At 63.5% G+C, this 15,260-nt stretch carries 12 protein-coding genes; 8 read left to right on the top strand and 4 right to left on the bottom strand.

What is annotated here, in order from left to right; genetic code table 11:
- Positions 1-2 precede the first annotated feature (2 nt).
- From D0Y60_RS00810 to D0Y60_RS00800, 3 genes are all read left to right on the top strand, one after another.
- Positions 3-788: an ABC transporter ATP-binding protein gene (locus D0Y60_RS00810; protein WP_117366240.1), complete on the top strand. Its 786-nt coding sequence runs from the start codon at positions 3-5 to the stop codon at positions 786-788.
- Positions 789-848: 60 nt separating this feature from the next.
- Complete coding sequence (locus D0Y60_RS00805; protein WP_117366239.1) at positions 849-2,219, top strand: MlaD family protein; 1,371 nt, start codon at positions 849-851, stop codon at positions 2,217-2,219.
- 127 nt (positions 2,220-2,346) lie between these two features.
- Positions 2,347-2,964, top strand: coding sequence for an ABC-type transport auxiliary lipoprotein family protein (locus D0Y60_RS00800; protein ID WP_117366238.1), 618 nt, complete (start codon positions 2,347-2,349; stop codon positions 2,962-2,964).
- 61 nt (positions 2,965-3,025) lie between these two features.
- On the opposite strand, the gene D0Y60_RS00795 is transcribed toward D0Y60_RS00800, so the two are convergent.
- Both D0Y60_RS00795 and D0Y60_RS00790 read right to left on the bottom strand, forming a co-directional pair.
- Positions 3,026-4,003, bottom strand: coding sequence for a Tim44 domain-containing protein (locus tag D0Y60_RS00795; RefSeq protein ID WP_199564086.1), 978 nt, complete (start codon positions 4,001-4,003; stop codon positions 3,026-3,028).
- Between the two features lie 289 nt (positions 4,004-4,292).
- Positions 4,293-10,274 (bottom strand): kinesin, encoded by a 5,982-nt coding sequence (locus D0Y60_RS00790; protein WP_117366237.1) that lies wholly within the window; start codon positions 10,272-10,274, stop codon positions 4,293-4,295.
- Between the two features lie 529 nt (positions 10,275-10,803).
- Here D0Y60_RS00790 and D0Y60_RS00785 point away from each other — a divergent pair.
- Positions 10,804-11,172 carry an Hpt domain-containing protein gene (locus D0Y60_RS00785; protein WP_117366236.1) on the top strand — a complete coding sequence of 123 codons (369 nt, stop codon included), beginning with the start codon at positions 10,804-10,806 and terminating at the stop codon, positions 11,170-11,172.
- Between the two features lie 205 nt (positions 11,173-11,377).
- A complete protein-coding gene (locus D0Y60_RS00780) occupies positions 11,378-11,698 on the top strand; it encodes a 2Fe-2S iron-sulfur cluster-binding protein (RefSeq protein WP_023512203.1) in 321 nt (106 codons plus the stop codon).
- Positions 11,699-12,167: 469 nt separating this feature from the next.
- On the opposite strand, the gene D0Y60_RS00775 is transcribed toward D0Y60_RS00780, so the two are convergent.
- Positions 12,168-12,779 carry a DUF922 domain-containing protein gene (locus tag D0Y60_RS00775; protein ID WP_245409051.1) on the bottom strand — a complete coding sequence of 204 codons (612 nt, stop codon included), beginning with the start codon at positions 12,777-12,779 and terminating at the stop codon, positions 12,168-12,170.
- A 157-nt stretch (positions 12,780-12,936) separates the two neighbouring features.
- Here D0Y60_RS00775 and folP point away from each other — a divergent pair, with 157 nt between their 5' ends.
- From folP to folK, 3 genes are read left to right on the top strand one after another with little or no spacing between them, the layout of a single operon-like run.
- Complete coding sequence (folP, locus tag D0Y60_RS00770) at positions 12,937-13,809, top strand: dihydropteroate synthase (RefSeq protein ID WP_117366235.1); 873 nt, start codon at positions 12,937-12,939, stop codon at positions 13,807-13,809.
- A gap of 21 nt (positions 13,810-13,830) precedes the next feature.
- Positions 13,831-14,199, top strand: a complete 369-nt coding sequence (folB, locus tag D0Y60_RS00765) for a dihydroneopterin aldolase (protein ID WP_117366234.1) — start codon at positions 13,831-13,833, stop codon at positions 14,197-14,199.
- Positions 14,189-14,707: a 2-amino-4-hydroxy-6-hydroxymethyldihydropteridine diphosphokinase gene (gene folK, locus D0Y60_RS00760; RefSeq protein WP_117366233.1), complete on the top strand. Its 519-nt coding sequence runs from the start codon at positions 14,189-14,191 to the stop codon at positions 14,705-14,707. The genes folB and folK overlap by 11 nt, the downstream gene beginning before the upstream one ends.
- On the opposite strand, the gene D0Y60_RS00755 is transcribed toward folK, so the two are convergent.
- Entirely contained in the window at positions 14,700-15,248 is a 549-nt protein-coding gene (locus D0Y60_RS00755) for a hypothetical protein (RefSeq protein WP_117366985.1), read from the bottom strand. The two genes, folK and D0Y60_RS00755, sit on opposite strands and share 8 nt — an antisense overlap.
- Between the last annotated feature and the right edge of the window lie 12 nt (positions 15,249-15,260).

Genomic DNA, 15,260 nt, shown 5'->3' with positions numbered 1-15,260 from the left:
AGATGGATCAGGCTCCTGAAAAACAGGATAATGTCGTACTTTCGGTCAAGGATCTGACCGTGGGCTTCGGCAGCAATATCGTGCTCGATCGGCTGAACCTCGATATTTATCGCGGCGAAATTCTCGGCTTTGTCGGCGCCTCTGGCACCGGCAAGTCCGTGCTGATGCGCACGGTGCTGCGTCTCCTGCCGCGCCGTTCCGGCAATATCCGCATCTTCGGCACGGATTTCGACAAGGCGACGCAGGCCCAGCGCCTCGCGCTTGACATGAAGCTCGGCGTGCTCTTCCAGCACGGCGCCCTGTTCTCCTCGCTGACGGTGAAGGAGAACATCCAGGTGCCGATGCGCGAATATCTCGACCTGCCGCAGGCGATGATGGACGAGCTGGCCAAGCTGAAGATCGAGTTGGTCGGTCTTGCCCCGGAAGCCGCCGACAAATATCCGTCCGAACTCTCCGGCGGCATGATCAAGCGCGCGGCACTGGCGCGCGCGCTCGCGCTCGATCCGGCGCTGGTCTTTCTCGACGAGCCGACCTCAGGTCTCGACCCGATCGGTGCAGCCGAATTCGACGAGCTGATCGCCAAACTGCGCGACACTCTGGGATTGACCGTGTATATGGTGACTCACGACCTCGACAGCCTGTTTTCGGTTTGCGACCGCATCGCGGTGCTCGGGCAGAAGAAGGTCATGGTCGAAGGCACGATCGAGGACATGCTGGCCTTTGACGATGCGTGGGTGCAGTCCTATTTCAAGGGCAAACGTGCGCGCTCCATCGTTCGGAAGGCGTGAACAAGTGTCCGGGAGCCGCGATGCCCCGGAATAGGAACTGCGAGCGGGATAGCCTCAAGCATGGAAACGAAAGCCAATTACGCCATCGTCGGTTTCTTCACCGTGCTCGTGATGGCCGCCGCCTTCGGCTTCGTCTACTGGATGTCGCAATACGGCCGTAGCGGCGACATGGCGCAGCTCGCCATCCGCATTCCGGGCTCCGCCAACGGTCTCAGCATCGGCTCGCCGGTACGTTTCAACGGTATTCCGGTCGGCTCCGTCCGCAGCCTTGCCATCGATGCCGACGACCCGCGCTTTTCCGTCGCCATGACGGAGGTGGCGACGAGCGCGCCGGTCAAGCAATCGACCACCGCCGTGCTTGAAGTGCAGGGCCTGACGGGAGCCGCCTATATCGAGCTCTCCGGTGGCACCGCTGCCGATCCGAACATTCTCCAGAAGGCTTTCGACACCGAGACGGCCGCCGTGCTACAGGCCGAGCAGTCGAGCGTGACCAATATCCTGTCGACCGCCGACAAGATTCTGAAGCGCGCCGATGCCGCCATCACCGACATTCAGGGCTTTGTCGCAGATGCGCGCGGACCGCTGACCACGACGATCAACAATGCCGAACAGTTCTCCGATTCGCTTGCCCGCAACGGTAAGAACATCGATGAGTTCCTGAAGAGTGTCGGCGGTCTGTCGGAAACGTTCCGTAATCTTTCCGGCCGGCTGGATTCGACGCTTGCGTCGGTCGATTCCCTCATCAAGGCCGTCGATCCCAAGAAGGTCGAGGATTTCGTCGGCAATGTCGACAAGATCAGCAAGGATATTGCGGCTGCCTCCGGTGACGTGAAGACGACAGTTGAGGGCTTCCGCAAGACGGCCGAGACCTTCGATACGTTCGGCAAGAATGCCAATGCGGCGCTCGACAAGGTCGATACGCTGATCGCCGCCGTCGACACGCAGAAGGTCTCTGGCGCGATCGACAATATCTCGGTGGCAAGCGCCGATGCCCGTAAGGCTGTCGCCTCGGTGACAGGCGTCGCCAACCGTATCGGTGAGCGTCAGGGCGATATCGACCAGATCATCACCGATGTTAAGCAGATGACCAACAAGCTGAACGCCGCCTCCACGCGCGTCGATGGCGTGCTCGCCAAGCTCGACGGTTTCCTGGGCGAGGGAGATTCCGAATCGCTCTTTGCGGAGGCGAAGGCCACGCTGCAATCGATCAAGCAGGCCGCCGATACGCTGAATGGTCGCATCGGGCCGATCGCCGACGGCCTCCAGCGCTTCTCCGGCTCGGGTCTGCGCGATGTGGAAACGCTGGTGCAGGATACGCGCCGCACGATCCAGAACCTCGACAGCGCGATCTCGGGCTTTGAGCGCGATCCGCAGCGCCTGCTGTTCGGCGGCGAGACGGTGAAACAATATGACGGCCGCACGCGGCGCTGAGTTGCAGGTGTGGCTGTATTTCCACAATGGCGGCCGGGATGTTTCGGACGTGAATTTGTCCGGTATCGCAGCCGTGACTTGTTGGTGTACCGCTGCTAGACATTGAGTCTGTGGATTTGAGGACGAGATGACAGTACCGGGTATGGAGTTGTTGCGGAACGGAACGGCGGCGCGCGCTGCCCTGATCGCCGTTCTGGCGGCAACGCTTGCCGCGTGCGGTAGCAAGGCAGCGAACAACGATACGTTCAGTCTTTCTGCGCAGTCCTCCGTCGAAGGTCCGTCTGCCAAGAGCCGCCAGCTTCTCGTGCCGCAACCTTCGGCTCTGAAGGCGCTCGACAGCGAGCAGATCGTCATCCGCCCCACGCCGTCGGAAATCCAGTATCTCGCCAAGGCGCAATGGAGCGACAGCCTGAGCAAAATGGTGCAGGCCAAGCTCGTCCAGGCGTTTGAGAATACCGGTCGTCTCGGTGGAGTCGGCATGCCGGGGCAGGGCCTTGCAATCGATTACCAACTCGTCACCGACATAAGGTCCTTCGAGGTACAGGCGTCGGGTGCAGATACGGCCGTCGTGGAAATCTCGGCCAAGCTGCTCAATGATCGCAACGGCACGGTTCGCTCGCAAAAGGTTTTCCGCGCGACGGTACCGGTTAGCGGCGCAGGCAATCCAGCCTTTGTGAAGGCGCTCGACGCTGCCTTCGCGCGGGTGACCGCCGATATCGTCGGCTGGACGCTCTCCACTATCTAAATATGATTTTTCAAGGCGTTGGGAAACGGTGCGCAGTGTGGGCTGCGCACCGTTTTTGCATTCAGGCGTCGGCGACGCCCTGGATGGCAGAGACTTTCCACTCGCCGCCGTTGCGGCGCAGGAACGTCCAGATCTCGACGGCTTCCGTCAGATTGTCCGGGTCGCCGGAAACGAGGCGGCCGGTCGCACGGTCGCGCATCACGTCGATGCTTTCGTAACGCATCGCGACGGTCGCATATTCATCCGACCCTTCGCGCCAGGCTTCGGCCACGTCGCCTTGAACGAGGTGGATATCCCTGACCTCGTTCTTCAGACCTTGGGTAGCGTTGTCGCTCAGCTCCTCGGCGAGATAGGACATGGCTTCTGGCGTCGTGATCTGGCGCAGCGTGCGGAAGTCTTCGGCCGCATAGGCCGCTTGCAGTTCCTTCAGCATGCTTTCGAACTGTTCGAGATCCGCCTGCTGGACGCCGATTTCGTCATTGTTTTTCGGCTGAGCGGGTGCTGCCTGTCGGCTGCCGCCACCGATGCGCGGGATTTCGAAATCGGAGGCGCCGCCCTGATATGCGCTGCGGGCCTGGCCGCTGCCGGCATAGGCCGGCGCGTTGCGCTGCGCGAACATGCGCCGCAGGAAGAAGAACAGGCCGGCGATTAGCGCCACCTGCAGGATGAGGCCGAGAAAGCCGATGCCGCCGCCCAAGCCGGAGCCTAGCAGCATGCCGACAAGGCCGCCGAGCATCAGGCCGCCGAGCAGCCTGCCGCCAAAGCCGCCGAACAGGCCGGGGCGCGGGTTCGTTGCGGTCGTGGTGTTGCGGCCGGCGGAGGGCTGTGCCGACTGCTGGCGCGTCATGGTGCGGTCGATCGGCTGGGCTTCCGTCGGCGAGGTGCGCGTCGTCGACGGCGTCGAGAATGTCCGCGTGCCGCGGCTGCCGAAACCACCGCCGGCGCGGCGCGCTTCGGCGACGTCAACGACCGTGACGATCGTCATCAGCGCAATCGCCAGCGTTGCCAGCCCGCGTCCAAATCCCTGGATAAATATCATATTTCGTCTCTCTTCCCCTTGGCACCCTCAAGAGCATTTCCAGCCGAAGCGAATTCGCTTCGGCGTCGGACAATGCGATAAAACAAACCCTTGGAGCATTTCCGGCGAACCGCAGTTCGCCGGAAATGCTCTGGGTGCGTCGAGACGCATATAGAGGCAAGGCACGCGGATTATAAGGTTTCGGCGTGGGGAAACGGCGCGAAGGCCTCACATCTGCGTTATCGGCGCGTTATCAAAACAAAACGGCCGCCTGAGGGGCGGCCGTCGCTATTTTCGATCTCGATTGCTCTTAGCTGAAGCGGCCTGCCGCATGGGCCAGCATGGTATAGACCTTGCCGGTATCCGAGGTGAGGTAGGTCTGAGTCATCACCTTGTCGCGGTCGTTACGGGCGACGTCGGCAAGCAGCTTTTCGAAGTCCGAGATGTAACGGTCGACTGCAGTGCGGAATTCCGGCTCGCGCTCGTACTTGCGTTTGATTTCGTCGAAGGTCTGCTGGCCCTTTAGCGTGTAGAGGCGACGCGTGAAGACGTCGCGCTCGCCACGCTGGTAACGGCGCCACAGGTCGACCGAGGCATCGTGATCGATGGCGCGGGCAATGTCGACGGAAAGCGAGTTCAGCGATTCCACAACGTGGCGCGGGTTGCGCGTGTCGGCCGGGCGGGCGGCCTGGGCCTCGCCGCGCGGCTGGGCGAACTGCGCCTCCTCGCGTGAGACGGCGCCGCGCAGCAGGTCACGCATCCACCCACCTTCACCCGCTGCCTTGGGATCGGTCTCGGCGGGCAGGGGCTGTGCACGCTGCGGCACGGTGGTGCTGGCCGCACGTTCGAGGCCGAGGGTGCCACGCAGCTGGGCCGGCTCTTCGCGGCGCGGCTCGACGGCACGGGTTTCCTGCACCGGCTGCTGCTGCACCACGGGCTGCTGGACGGCCGGACGGGAGACTTCGAGCGCCGAGGAGGACTTGCCGATGATGTCGGACAGGTCCTGCAACGCCTTGATCTGCTCGCTGACGGCACGGCGCATCTGGGCGGCGTTTTCCTTGGCTTCTTCCGGAAGGTCGAAGGCGCCGCGCTTCAGTTCGCCACGGGTCTGGTCGAGTTCCTTGCGGATTTCGGAAGCAGCACGGCGGATTTCTTCGGTCGCACCGGAGAACTTGCCGATGGCCTCCTCGACGGCCTCGCGCATGGATTCGCGCATGACGGTCGTGGCGGCCTCGGACTTCTTGCCGGACTCCGAGAGCAGGCGGTCCACATCGGAAAGCGAGGCGCCGACGCTGCCGCGCAGGCGGTTTGCCACTTCCTTGGTCCGCTCCTCGGCGCGCACGAAGGCGCCCTCGACGGACTGGCCCGCCTCTTCGCCCGCCTTGACCAACGAGTCCCGCAGGGTGCTGGCCGCGGCTTCCGCGCGCTTCTCGGTTTCGCCGAGAATGCGACCCACTTCCGCAAACGAGCTCTGGATACCGCCGCGCAGATTGCCGGCGATCAGGTTGGAGCGTTCCTCGGCGCGGGTGAAGACACCCTCGACCATGCCTTCGAGCGACTGCATGGTCTTCTCGATCTCTTCCGAGCGCTGGACGAGGCCGATGGAGAGCGAACGCAGCGCGTCCTGGCGCTCTTCCAGCGTCGAGACGAGGTTCGACTGGGCGGCGGCGAGCAGGTCGGAGGCCTGCGACAGGATCTTCGAGTGATCCTCGAAGCGACCGACGATGCCGCCGATCTGCGAGAGCGTACCGGCCGAGATGTCGGACAGGCGATCGACCTTGCCCTCAAGCAGGCGCGAGGTGGTGGCGACCATGTCGGCGGCGCGTTCGGCGGAAGTGGTGAAGCGCTCCGATGTGCTAGTGAGGCGGCCGTCGATGGCGCCGAGCGTCTGGCTGGCGGCGTCAACGAGGCCGGCAATCGCGCCGTTGCTCTCGGAGAGGCGGGCGATCAGGCCTTCGACATTGGCGGCAAGGCCGTTCTCGATGTCGCGCATCGCGCCGGCCGCTTCTTCCGTTCTGCTGGAAATCGCAGCAAGCGTATCAGCCGTGCGGGCGGAGATCGCGTTGATCAGCGCGGCATTCTCGTTGCGCAGGCGCTCGGCGCTGTCGCGGGCGACGCCGCTGATGCTTTCGGCGGTCTCGCGACCCACGCCGGCCATCCGCTCGACGGCTTCGCGGCCTACGGCAGCATAGTTATCGATGACAGGACGGGCTTCCTCGTTGATGAGGCGCGACAGTTCTTCCGTGCGGCTCGCCAGCATAGAGTTGAGTTCACGCGTGCGGTCGTCAAGCGTGGAGCGAATGGAGGCACCGCGGGCTTCCAATGCCTTCTCTACGTCTCCGAGGCCTGTGCGAAGCGACTGCGTCTGGCTGGCGAGACGGTTTTCCGTTTCGGCAAAACGAGCGACGGCAGCGGACGTGGTCTCGTCGACCGCGCGCGTGAAGGCCTCGTTGCGAGCCGAGAGGTTTTCGGCAAACTCATCGCCCGTCTTGGCGATGGTTTCCGCGACACGCTGGGCTTCGACGCCCATTTCCTGGGCTGCACGGGAAACCGCGCCGCGCAGCGAACTCGACAAATGGGCGAATTCCTCGCCGGTCTTGGCAAGCGACTGGGCGGATCGGACGGCTTCCGCGTCCATGTCCTGGGCGGCTTGCGAGACGGCTTCGCGCAGCGTCTGGGCAAGGCCGGCGGCCTTGCCGTCGATCGTGCGGTTGACACCGTCGAGACCGATGGTGAGCGCCCGGTCCATCGTGCTGAGGCGTTCTTCGATACGGCCGGTTTTCTCGTCGATGGTCGCTGCAATGCGCTCGGAGGCTTCGGTGGAGACGCGTTCAATATCGCCGGCGCGCTGGGTGAGCGTGCCTTCGATCTTGTCTGTCGCCTCGCCGGTCACGCGGGCGATTTCGCTTGCGCGTTCGGCAAGCGTGCCTTCGAGCCGTGTTGCGGCATCACCGGTAATGCGTTCGATCTCGGCCGCGCGGCCGGAAAGCACATTCTCGATGCGCTCCGCGGTGTCGCCGCCAACACGCTCCAGGTCGGAGGTGCGGCTCGATAGCGTGAGATCAATGCGCTGGGCAACGTCGCCAGCAATGCGCTCGATTTCGGAAGCGCGCCCGGAAAGGGATGCGTCGATGCGCTGGGCGGCGTTTTCGGCGATCAGGTCGATTTCGAGCGCGCGGCCGGTCAGGGTGTTGTCGATGCGTTCGGCGGCTTCCGTCGTGACGCGTTCGATATCGCTGAGACGGCCAGAAAGGGCGCCTTCGATACGGCTGGCGGCATCGGCACTGACGCGCTCGATGTCGCCGACGCGGCCGGCCAGCGCTGCTGCGATGCGTGCCGTCGTTTCGTCGCCGATGCGATCGACTTCGGCGATCGGGCGGGACAGCGCGTCGGAGACGCGCAGCGACACGTCGCTGCCGACGCGATCGAGATCGACCAGACGCTCGGACAGCGTGTCGGAGATGCGGCTGGCTGCGGTATCGACGGTGCCCGAGACATGCTCGACGCTCTGTTCGATGCGCGCTTCCAGTTTGCCAAGGTTTTCTTCCAGGCGACTGCCCGTTGCATCGAAGCGGCTTGCGACGCTGTCGACCGTCGTCTCCATGCGGGCGCCAAAGGCGTCGGCGGCCTCGGCGATTTTTGCCGTGGTTTCGCCAAGGCGCTCGGCAACCGCACCGGCACTTTCGCGCACGCGGTGGTCGAGCAGGGCGGCGCTGCCGTCGATGGTACGGCGAAGCGTTTCCTCATGCTGCTCCAGCGACATTTCCAGCATGCCAGCCGAAGTGGCGATCGAAGTGCCGATATTGGTGGCCTGCTCGTTCAGCGTGTCAGCAAGCTGGTTCTTGCCGTCGGTGATAGCGACGTTTATCGCGTTGATTCGGTCGTCGAGCGTGGCGCGGATCTGCTCATGCGTGTTGACGAGCGAGCCGGCAAGCTGCGAGGCTCGGCCGGACAGGGCTTCGGCAATCTCCGCGGCGCGCCCGGAGAAAGCATCGGCAAATTCGGCAGCTTGGCCATGGAGGACGCCGCCAAGTTCGCGGCTGCCTTCGGTCAACACGGTCTCGACGCGGTTTGCAGCGGCGTCGATCGACGACTGCATGGCGCCCGCGCTGTTGGAGAGCACCGAGGCTAGGTTCGCTGTGCGGCCGGTGATGACCTCGTCGATCTGGCGGGCGGCACCCGTCAGCGCGTTTTCGACGCGGCCGGCGGCGGAGCCGACCGACTGCTCAAGCTGGCTGCCGGTTTCGTTCAGCATGGCCGACAGGGCAGCCGTGCGTTCGGTGAGCGCGCTGTCCAGGCGGTTGTGGCTGGCGGCGATCGTCGAGGTGATCTCGTCGGCGCGCGCGCCAAGTGCTTCTTCCATGCGCACCTGGGCGGCTTGGATGTCGGTGGCGATTGCCGTGCCGCGATTGTCGAGCGCTTCTGTCAGGCGGCGTTCGCTGCCCGAAATGCTTTCCGCCAGCGCATCCGCGCGGGCGCCAAAACCGCTCTCGATCCGGTTCTGCACATCGGAAAGACCGCCGAGCAGGGCCGCCGATTTTTCGGACAGAACCGCGGCGACGCGCTCATGCGCACCGGTAACGGCGCTGTTAATGGCGTCCGCATGGCCGGAAACGGCGCTTTCGAGCACTTCCTGGCTGGTGGCGAGCGTCGTCGCCAACGCAAAAGACTGGTCTGTCAGCGTGTTGCCGAGGCGATCGATCCCGGAGGTCAACAGGCCGTCGATCGCATCGCGACCGCTGGCGACCGTCTCGTTGATGCGGCCGAGGCTTTCCATAAGTTTCGAATCGAGCGAACCGGCGCGCTGGTCGAAGGCCTGGGCGAATTCCTCGACACGGTTGTCGAAAGCGCCAGCGATCTGGCCGACCGTCGCCTGCAGGCGCTCGTCGAAGAAGCCCGAGCGCAGGTCGAGATCCATTACCGTGTCGTCGGCGGCATTCTTGAGGCTCTGGCGGAATTGCGCGCCCTTTTCGTCGAGCGCGGCATTCATCGACTGGAGAACCTGGTCAAGACCATTGGTGACGGCATGCTGGCCGACGGACAGGCTTTCGCTGATCTCGCGGGTGCGGGCGATCAATGTCTCGTTAAGCTGCTTGGCGCGCTCGTTGAGGGCGGCGTTCAGCTTCTCGGTGTTGGTGTCGAGCGAGGAAGCGCGCGTTTCGAACTGCTGCAGCAGGTCGCGGCCGCGGGAATCGAGGTTCTTCGTCAGATGATCGAGGCGGGCGTCGAACTCGTTGGCGAGCGCCAGGCCCGAGGAGGAGAGGGTGGAGAGCAGACTGTCGGTGCGGGCCGAAAGCATGGCGCCGATCGTCTGCGTCGCGCTGTCGGACTTTTCCATCAGCATGGCGGCGCGGGTGTCGAGCATAGAGGCAAAGGCCTCGCCGGAGGTCGCAAGACGCTGGGTGATGTTGTCGCCGGCGCTGGCGAGCTCGTCCTTCAGCTGCTCATGCGCCCCCGAAATCGAGGAGCGGATGCGCTCGGCATGGCTGACGATGGCTTCGCGCTCGGAGCCAAGTTCCTGCACCAGCGTGCGCACACGCATTTCATTGTCGGTATAGCTGCGCTCCAGTGCATTCACTTCGGAATGTACGAGCGTTTCAAGCTCGGTGGCGCGCGCGATGGTGCGCTCGATGCCTTCGTTCATCGCCGAGACTTCGCGGCGAACGGCCTGGCCGACAGTCATAATGCGATCGGTGGCGACCGTTTCCGGTTCGGAAAGGCGCAAAGCCACTTCTGCCATGGAGCGGGCGGCGCTGCGCAGTTCATGGGCGCGCGAGATCATGATTGCAAAGGCGAAGAACAGCATGATCGGCATGACGATGGCGACGACCATGCCGATGGCGCCGGGAAGGGCGACGAGATCGGCGACCGAGCGGATCTCCCAGATCTTCGGCGCATAAAGCAGGTTGGCAACGCCGAGGCCGCCGACGACCCAAAGGATCGAGGCGACGACGGCGGTGCGGATCGACGAGCGGCTGGAGCGCACGTCCAGCGATTTCAGGATCGCGGCCGGCGATTTGCGCGAACCGTCATTGGCGGGCGTGAAGGCGGGGGTCTTGGGTGCGGGCTCGGGCGCCAGGTTGCGGGGCGTTTCGCCCGCTGCCGGGCGGCTTGCCGGCTTCTCCTGGGTCTTGGTCGAAACACGGCTTGCTGGTTCAGACACGCGCGCCTCCGAAGTATCCTTCTTCGAGGGCGTCTCCGGCGTCAGATCGTCGAAATCGATCTTCAACGCCTCTTCCAATGCCTGGAAAGCCTTTTCGTCGATCGTCTCGTTGGACTTGTTCGTCGCCATGCGGTTACGCCTCGTTACCATTCTCCGGGACGGGCCTCATACGCGCTGCCGCTGCTCAGGCGTCTTCGAACCGTCCGGTGGGTGGCCGGTCTTGCTGCTTACCCTCATGGCAAGCAGCGTCCAGGCCGCCGTTCATTCCAAATGCGCTCGATAAACCGAAATCGTGGCGTAAAGTATCTCCGCGCACGGCTTATCCACCGGGACTATCCCGGTCGTATCGTAGTGACACATTAGCCTGTATCACACAATTGATTGCCATCTCCCTTCGCTCGAAACTTAACAGGAAGTTAAAGTGGGCGGACTTTGTACCGCAATGGAATAACAGGGAAAACCGCAATTTTTCAGCCGTTAACCATAGTTTGCGATTCATGCCCATATTGCGCCCTCTTTTAATCGGATAGGCGCGCCGGCCCCGCAGAATGGTGTCCCATGACTTCCACCGGATCCCGGTACAGGTTCATGGCCGTATCCGGCTTCTGCGTGCATCACAACGAAACAAGCGTGCATCGCATATAAAGGAAATTAGCAAATGGCAGCGCTCAACATCGCCTTCGAGGCCCCCGACAATGCCGGCGGCATGGGGCCTTCGAACGGACGTCCGATCGATCTGGTACACCTGGCGCGCCAGACGATGGGCGACAAGGCCCTCGAACTGGAGGTGCTGCAGATGTTTGCGCGCCAGGCGCGCGAAAGCATGAAGGAACTGGCGACGAGCGAGGGGGCCGCGCGTGCCGCCGTGGCACACCGCCTCAAGGGCTCCGCCCAGTCCGTCGGTGCGGATGCCATTGCCAAGGCTGCCGCCGCGCTCGAGGACAATCCGGCCGATGCTATTTCCCTTGCCGGCGTGACGGCCGCCGTCGTCGAGGCGGAAAACTTCATCCTGAAACTCTGCCGCTGATCGTCGCAGACGGGCGCGTCGCTACCCGGCGCGGCGGGAAAACTCCATGGCGCGGCGGGACGGGCACGGCCTTGTCCGACGCGCGATGTTGACTGGAGAGGGGTTTTGTTGGAAACGTCCGGCGGAAAACCGGCGTTTCGGAAAACCCTTTCGCCGGTCGTCCCTTTGCCCGCTTCGGGCTGTTCTTGAGAATCCGGAAGCCATCATGAGCAAACTCACCATCGTCGCCTTCGACGGCACGCGCCACGAACTGGATGTCGCCAACGGCTCCACGGTCATGGAAAATGCCGTGCGCAACTCCGTGCCGGGCATCGAGGCGGAATGCGGCGGCGCCTGCGCCTGCGCCACCTGTCACGTCTATGTCGATGACGCGTGGAGCGCCACTGTCGGCCCGCCGGAAGCAATGGAAGAGGACATGCTGGATTTCGCCTACGAGGTGCGCCCCACCTCTCGGCTTTCCTGTCAGATCAAGATGTCGGATGCGCTCGACGGGCTCGTGGTTCACGTGCCGGAACGCCAGGCCTGACATCATCCCCCGACGCTGAGCTTGAGTGGCGGTACCGCGACGGCGCCGCCCTTTTTGCATGCATGCTTTTCTTCACAGTCGCGAGATATGTAGATGTCACGTGATCTTCTCTTCCACAAAGAAGAAATCATTCGTCTGAGTTTTCTTTAAGAATAGATGAGGAAAAAAAGAGCCTCGCCAGTCGATCAGGACGAGCGAGGCCAGTAGGGCGCATCGCAGCGAGGAGAGGGAGGAGACACCTGCTGCTGAGATAAGGACGCGCCAGGAGAACCTGTTACAAACCGTTTCATGCAACTGCGGGAAGGAAATGTCTTTTCCCGCTCACTGTTGATATGAAAGTACGGTGATTTGCGGAATTGCGCTATCGCTAAAACTAACCATTCATTTCATGGACAGAAGCGTGTCCGGCCTTGTGCCGGTCCAATTCCATTAAGTCTTTTTCAGGAAATACATGCGCGGCCTCGCGCGCTTATTCGGCCTGGCTCTTCAGTCGGTGCGTGAGGAGCCGCATCATGCGGTCATTGAAGCTTTTCGATTCGACTTTGTCGAAACGGGCCTGGTCGGCATCGTGTTTCGAGACCGCGTCCGCCGTTGCCCGGTCGACGCGGGCCTGCATGCGCTCGCAGTCGCTTTCCGGCCGCAGCGTCTTCAGCGTCTTTTCCAGCGCGCGGGCATGGGTGCGCGCGATTTCCGCGTGGCGTTCCTCATGGCGCTTGATGTCGGCCGAGAGCGTATCCCAGATTAAGGCCAGTGAGGCGGTGGCGCGCTTCCGGTTCTTCCACTTGGGCAGGATGATCTGGGTGGAGAGCGTCACCTTGACGTCACCGACCGCGCATTTGCCGCCGCGGCGCACATAGGTGACCGAACCGCCCCATTTGATGCGGGTGGCGCCGGGATGGCGCGAACCGGAATGCTTCATGACGGGACCGCGCTTTGACAGTTCCTCGTCCAGTTCGGCCGCCGTGCGCCCGCCGATCGAGAAATAGGCGAAGGATTTCGAGGTGATGGTCTCGGCGGCAGCGGGCTGGAAAGCGGCAGTGGCGAGAGCGGCAACGGCCATCAGGCGAGCGATGGTCTTCATTCTGATCAGCATTCCTTTCGCCATCGGGCTTTTGCAATCGACGGAGCCCGACGCAGTGCCGGCCAGAGGCCGGTTGAACTTCCCTTAAGCTTGGGGCATAGGCTCGGCGAGCGCAACACCCTTTCGGGAACGCTGGTTAATCGCGAAGGAAACCGCCATGGTCTCGCCGTTCGATCCCTTTCGCTGGGCGCTCGCCCATGGCCGGCATCTGGAGCTCGGCCCGCGCGGCGTCCTGATGGCGATCGTCAATGTCACGCCCGATTCCTTTTCGGACGGCGGGCAGTTCGACAGCGCGGATGCGGCGATCGCGCAGGCGATCCTCTGTCTGGAACAGGGGGCCGGGATCATCGATATCGGTGGCGAATCGACCCGGCCAGGCGCTGCCAGTGTCTCGGCGGCCGAGGAGCAGGAGCGTATCCTGCCCGTCATCGAAGCGCTCGTCGGCACGACGGATGCCATCATCTCCGTCGATACCTACCGCGCGGAGACCGCGCGTCTTGCCGTCGCTGCCGGCGCCCATATCGTCAATGACGTGCACGGCCTGCAGCGCGAGCCGGATATTGCCCGTGTCGCGGCCGAAACGGGGGCGGGGCTGTGCATCATGCATACCGGCCGCGACCGCGAAAAAAGACCCGATGTGGTCGAGGACCAATATCTCTTCCTCGGCCGCTCGCTGGAGATCGCCCGCGAGGCCGGTATTGCTCGCGATGCGATGGTGCTCGATCCCGGCTTCGGCTTTGCCAAGGATACGGAAGAGAATCTCGAGCTGATGGCCCGGTTCGGCGAGCTTTTCGGCTTCGGCCTGCCCATCCTCGCCGGCACCTCGCGCAAACGCTTCGTTGGCGCGGTGACGGGCCGCGAGGCGTTGGAGCGCGATGTCGGCACGGCCGCCACGACGGCGCTGCTGCGTGTCGCAGGTGCGGCGGTGTTTCGGGTGCACGATGTCGCAATCAACAGGGATGCGCTTGCCATGGCGGATGCTATGCTGGAGGCAAAGCGCACGGTGAAGGCCCGCGAAGAACGCGCCTAACCACAGCCAGACAGGAAAACCATGACCACCACCTACACGATCACGCTCAAGAACTGCGCCTTCTTCGCCCGCCATGGCCTGCATGATGCGGAAGAGTTCCTCGGCCAGCGCTTCTTCGTCGATGCGGAGCTCGAAGTCCGTCCCTCACAGCCGCTCTCCGACGATGCTATCGAATCGACCGTCGATTACGGCGTGGCCTTCCAGGAGATCGAGAAGATCGTCACTGGCCAGCGCCGTTATCTCATCGAGGCATTGGCGCAGGAGATCGCCACGGTGCTCTGTGCCCGCTTCCCGCAGATTTTCCGCGCGCGCATTACGGTGCGCAAGCCGAATGCGCCGGTGCCGGGCGTACTGGATTACGTTCAGGTGACCGTCGATCATGTCGTCTGAAATCTTCCGCCGGGCCTCGCTCGGCCTCGGCGGCAATATCGGTGATCCCGTGAAATCCATGGCTGAGGCGCTGCGCGCGCTGAACGCGCGGCCGGATTGCCGCGTCACGGCCGTCTCGCGGCTCTACCGCACACCGCCCTGGGGCAAGACCGATCAGGACTGGTTCTTCAACGCCTGTGCGCTGGTGGAGACGTCGCTTGCGCCCGAGGCATTGCTCGACACCTGCCTCGGCATCGAACGCGACATGAAGCGCGAGCGCAAGGAACGCTGGGGGCCGCGCACCATCGATATCGACGTTCTGACCTATGAGGGTGTGGCGCAGTCCGGCGGGCGGCTGGAATTGCCGCATCCGCGCATGACGGGGCGTGGCTTCGTGCTGATGCCGCTTTCGGATATTGCACGCGATCTGATCGTCGCGGGCCGCACGATCGGCGACTGGCTTCAGGATGCGGATGTCGCGGGCATCGAGCCGGCGAGTGCCGGCTCCGAATGGTGCCCGCTTACTTGATCGAGCCGACGGCGATGTCGTCGAGATTGCGGTCGAGTGCGACTCCGATGACCGGAACCATCTTCTCGCCGACCTTCACCGAGATGGTAATGGCGAGCTTGTTGTCGCTTTCGAGACGGGCGATCATCGCGCCGTTCAGCTTCTGGCGGTTGATACCGACGACGACCTTGTTACCGGCGACCTGGCCGGAGGTGATGTCGAGGCCCTTGCCGGCTGCGCCGTCGAGGAACTTGCCCTTGTAGGTTCCCGCCGTCTTGGTGATCAGCGCCGACATCGGCTGCTTGAAGACGCCGACGCGGCAGAAGCCGTCGAGCTGGATGCCGGCGCCCTTGGCGGGTGCGGTGTCGCCCGTCAGGTCGCAGGCGAACTTGGTGCCCTTGTACTTGCCGGCGACGATCTCGCCCTTGCCGGACCAGCTGCCGGTGACCTGCTCGAAGAAGGCCTTGTCACGCGTGCCGGCCGAGGCCGGAAGGACAAAAGTGGAGGCTGCAACGAAGGCCGCTACGGAAGCGCGGGCGATCAAAGAAGTGCGCGGGTACATGAACGATCCTTG

The organism is Shinella sp. WSJ-2 (genome assembly GCF_003432075.1).
Taxonomy (GTDB): domain Bacteria; phylum Pseudomonadota; class Alphaproteobacteria; order Rhizobiales; family Rhizobiaceae; genus Shinella.
This window is presented reverse-complemented; position numbering and strand designations above follow the sequence as displayed.

Coding starts and splice junctions, on each gene's coding strand:
- D0Y60_RS00810 (WP_117366240.1), top strand. CDS start 3: ATGGATCAGGCTCCTGAAAAACAGGATAATGTCGTACTTTCGGTCAAG.
- D0Y60_RS00805 (WP_117366239.1), top strand. CDS start 849: ATGGAAACGAAAGCCAATTACGCCATCGTCGGTTTCTTCACCGTGCTC.
- D0Y60_RS00800 (WP_117366238.1), top strand. CDS start 2,347: ATGACAGTACCGGGTATGGAGTTGTTGCGGAACGGAACGGCGGCGCGC.
- D0Y60_RS00795 (WP_199564086.1), bottom strand. CDS start 4,003: ATGATATTTATCCAGGGATTTGGACGCGGGCTGGCAACGCTGGCGATT.
- D0Y60_RS00790 (WP_117366237.1), bottom strand. CDS start 10,274: ATGGCGACGAACAAGTCCAACGAGACGATCGACGAAAAGGCTTTCCAG.
- D0Y60_RS00785 (WP_117366236.1), top strand. CDS start 10,804: ATGGCAGCGCTCAACATCGCCTTCGAGGCCCCCGACAATGCCGGCGGC.
- D0Y60_RS00780 (WP_023512203.1), top strand. CDS start 11,378: ATGAGCAAACTCACCATCGTCGCCTTCGACGGCACGCGCCACGAACTG.
- D0Y60_RS00775 (WP_245409051.1), bottom strand. CDS start 12,779: ATGAAGACCATCGCTCGCCTGATGGCCGTTGCCGCTCTCGCCACTGCC.
- folP (WP_117366235.1), top strand. CDS start 12,937: ATGGTCTCGCCGTTCGATCCCTTTCGCTGGGCGCTCGCCCATGGCCGG.
- folB (WP_117366234.1), top strand. CDS start 13,831: ATGACCACCACCTACACGATCACGCTCAAGAACTGCGCCTTCTTCGCC.
- folK (WP_117366233.1), top strand. CDS start 14,189: ATGTCGTCTGAAATCTTCCGCCGGGCCTCGCTCGGCCTCGGCGGCAAT.
- D0Y60_RS00755 (WP_117366985.1), bottom strand. CDS start 15,248: ATGTACCCGCGCACTTCTTTGATCGCCCGCGCTTCCGTAGCGGCCTTC.